The sequence below is a fragment of the Seonamhaeicola marinus genome, from assembly GCF_008085455.1.
The window spans coordinates 1-751 of sequence record NZ_VSDQ01000895.1 but is presented as its reverse complement, the minus strand read 5'-3'; the positions used below and the strand labels follow the sequence as shown (position 1 = coordinate 751).

General features: G+C 28.5%; 1 protein-coding gene and 1 pseudogene. Both read left to right on the top strand.

Features of this window, described 5'->3' with window-relative positions; genetic code table 11:
- Nucleotides 1-498, top strand: a 498-nt coding sequence (locus tag FUA24_RS24690) for an LUD domain-containing protein (protein ID WP_148546090.1), incomplete at its 5' end; no start/stop codon positions are given.
- A pseudogene (locus tag FUA24_RS25480) lies at nucleotides 499-751 on the top strand (phosphatidate cytidylyltransferase); the annotation flags it as partial.

The following is a 751-nucleotide window of genomic DNA, read 5'->3' as shown; positions in this document are numbered from 1 at the left end:
AGGTTTACAATAAATTTTAAAGCTAATGGTGGCAAATTCTTGTATTGTGAAGATTTAAATGAAGTTTATGAAAACCTAGATCTTATAATTGAAGAGAATAAATGGCAACAAAAAAAAGTATTACTGTTAGATGAGCAATTAACTGATAAGTTTAAAAACTCTAGCATTAATGCATCAAGATTAATTAGTGAATCTGAATTTTTTCTAACCACTTGCGAAAATCTAATTGCCAATGATGGTTCTTTACTTATTTCATCAAAACAAATATTTGAAAAAAAACTACCCGAACTCCCTTTTAACTTTGTAGTTTTTGCTACTACAAGCCAAATTGTTGAAAATATTGGTGAAGGATTACGAGGTATAAAATCAAAAAACCGTCAAAAAATTCCAACCAACATTACAACCATCAAGCATTTTAAATCTAGCGAAGAAAAAGACTTTTTAAGTTACGGCAGTAGCGCAAAAAATTTATACTTACTACTTTTAGAAGATTTATAAATGAAAGAAATGCTTACCAGAGGGCTTTCAGGCCTCGTATATATTGGTTTACTTATTGGCTGTATGCAAAATAAGCATGCTTTAATAATTTTATTTTTTGTTTTTGGACTTATAACATTAGCCGAATTTAAAAAACTCATTCAACTTAAAAGCATCATCCCTTTTATTATTTTTGTAATAATGTACTTTGTATTTGTATACTGGAAACTAATACTAAATACACGCTTTGGTTTAGATGAGGCCACACAAATAC